Genomic DNA, 1,372 nt, shown 5'->3' on the forward strand with positions numbered 1-1,372 from the left:
CGCCAGGTCAATGACCATGGCCGCCGGTGGCAGCTGGACCGTGCGCGGCGCTGACCAGTGGAGCGCGATGGCGATCGCGATGGCATGCACGCCCAGCACGACGGCAAGGCTGGTGCCATAACGCGTCAGTTTGTGGCGCGTCGTGATCATTTCTTGGCTGCCGTCTCAAGTCCGACCAGGCCGACCTTGAGGTAGCCGGCTGCCCGCAGGGCATCCATCACGCTCATCAGGTCGCCGTAGTCCACGCCCTTATCGGCCTGGAAGAAGATCGTCGTGTCTTTCTTGCCGTGGGTCTTGGCGTCGAGCACCGGCCCCAGGGTTTCGGTTTTGACTTCTTCTTCGCCCAGGAACAGGCGCTGGTCCGCCTTGACGCTTAGGAAAATCGGCTTCTCCGGTCGCGGCGCAGGCTTGGCGCTGGACGCGGGCAGGTCGACCTTGATATCCACGGTGGCCAACGGTGCCGCCACCATGAAGATGATCAGCAGCACCAGCATCACGTCGATAAATGGCGTGACGTTGATTTCGTGGTTCTCGACGAGTTCATCGTCGCCTTGATTCAAATGCAGGCCCATGGCCGATTACCCCACTTTCACCATGTGCGGTTGCGAGCTGCGCTCGGTAGGCAGGTGATCGAGGTCGCGGCTGACCAGCAGCAAGACTTCTGCCGACGCGTCCGATACCTGGGCCTTGTAGCCGGCAATCGAACGGGCGAAGACGTTGTAGATCACCACCGCAGGAATCGCGGCAACCAGGCCCAGGGCGGTCGCCAGCAGGGCTTCGGCGATGCCGGGAGCGACAACGGCGAGGTTGGTGGTCTGGGTTTTGGCGATGCCGATGAAGCTGTTCATGATGCCCCACACGGTGCCGAACAGGCCGACGAACGGCGCAGTGGAGCCGATGGTCGCCAGCACGCCGGTGCCGCTGCTCATGTTACGACCGCAGGCTGCCACCAGGCGCTCCAGACGGAACGCCACGCGCTCCTTGATGCCTTCTTTTTCGCGGGTGTTGGCCGACAGGCGCATTTCTTCCAGCGCGTCGTGTACCAGCGTATTGGCCAGGGTGCCCTTCTTGGTCGCGCTCTCGCTCGCTTCCCTGAGGGTGGTGGCCTTTTTCAGGTGGACGATTTCGCCGCGCAGGCGGCGCTTGGCGCCCAGCAGCTCGAAGCCTTTGGCGATCCAGATGGTCCAGGTGATGATCGAGGCGATGGCCAGGCCGATCATCACGGCTTTCACCACCACGTCAGCATTTTGGTACATGCCCCACGGCGACAGGTCGTGGGCCATGCCGAGGGTGTTGTTCTCTTCCAGCACTACGCCGGGTTCGTCGGCGGTGGCCGGCGCTGCAGCCTGGGCGGGGTCTGTGGCGGCCGGCA

At 63.6% G+C, this 1,372-nt stretch carries 2 protein-coding genes and 1 pseudogene; all 3 read right to left on the reverse strand.

Annotated elements, in window-relative coordinates; all coding sequences use genetic code 11:
- Positions 1-150, reverse strand: a pseudogene (locus tag L9Z73_RS30570) (energy transducer TonB); the annotation flags it as partial.
- Positions 147-572: a TonB system transport protein ExbD gene (gene exbD / locus L9Z73_RS30575; RefSeq protein ID WP_247408689.1), complete on the reverse strand. Its 426-nt coding sequence runs from the start codon at positions 570-572 to the stop codon at positions 147-149. The gene exbD and the pseudogene L9Z73_RS30570, both read right to left, overlap by 4 nt.
- A gap of 6 nt (positions 573-578) precedes the next feature.
- A partial coding sequence (exbB, locus tag L9Z73_RS30580; protein ID WP_247408690.1) for a tonB-system energizer ExbB occupies positions 579-1,372 on the reverse strand: 794 nt, incomplete at its 5' end.

The organism is Pseudomonas emilianonis (assembly GCF_023072625.1).
Taxonomy (GTDB): domain Bacteria; phylum Pseudomonadota; class Gammaproteobacteria; order Pseudomonadales; family Pseudomonadaceae; genus Aquipseudomonas; species Aquipseudomonas paraveronii.

Coding starts and splice junctions, on each gene's coding strand:
- exbD (WP_247408689.1), bottom strand. CDS start 572: ATGGGCCTGCATTTGAATCAAGGCGACGATGAACTCGTCGAGAACCAC.